1 pseudogene is annotated in these 819 nt (G+C 78.3%); it reads right to left on the bottom strand.

The features are described from left to right. Positions 1-819: pseudogene (locus tag G7B71_RS15535) on the bottom strand (chromosome segregation protein); the annotation flags it as partial.

Genomic DNA, 819 nt, shown 5'->3' with positions numbered 1-819 from the left:
CGTCGGCGGCCTCGCGCGCCGACTGGACGGCGGCGAGGGCGGTGTCGATCCGCGCCTGGGCGGCGGCGACGGTGTCGCGCGCGGCGGGGAGCGCGGCTTCGATCTCGTCGAGCCGGTTGACCCGGATCAGGCGCTCGGCGGCGGCGGCGCCGAGGCCGGTGGCGACGTAGCCGTCCCAGCGGCGCAGGCGGCCGTCCCTCGTGACGAGACGCTGCCCGACCGCCAGTTCGAGGCTGCCGTCGTCGCTGTCCACGACGCCGATCTGGGCGAGGCGGCGGGCGAGGGCGGCGGGCGCTTTCACATGATCGGCCAGCGGCGCGACGCCGCTCGGCAGGGCGGGATCGCCCGCCTGCGGCGAAGCGCCAGTCCAGCCGCGCGGGCCGTCGCCGCCGATCGCGGCGTCGAGGTCCTCGCCGAGCGCTGCGGCGAGCGCTCGCTCATAGCCCTTGGCGGCGCGGACCTGGTTGATGGCGCGGTCGCCGGCGCTGCCCTCGACCGCCTTGCGCAACGCTCCGGATTCGGACTCCAGAGCGGCAAGCGCGGCGCGGGCGGCGGCGGCGTCGGCCTGGGCGGAGTCGCGCTCGGCGGCGGCGGCTTCGCGCTGGCTTTCGGCGGCGGCGATCGCTTCGCCGGCCTGCACCAGACGGACCTCTGCGGCTTCGCGAGCCTCGCGCGCCGAGCGGCGGCGTGAGACGAGGTCCTGGCCGTCGTCGAGCCCCGCGAGCTGGTCGGCGATGCGCTGGGCCTCGGCTTCGGCGCGGGCGAGGCGCTGGGCGGCGCCGTCGAGCTGGGCGCGGGCGAGGCGGTGTTCGGCCTGCT

It is taken from the genome of Sphingosinicella sp. YJ22 (assembly GCF_011320075.1).
GTDB lineage: Bacteria > Pseudomonadota > Alphaproteobacteria > Sphingomonadales > Sphingomonadaceae > Allosphingosinicella.
Note: the sequence above shows the minus strand (reverse complement) of the source record. Positions and strands in the feature narration are given on the sequence as shown.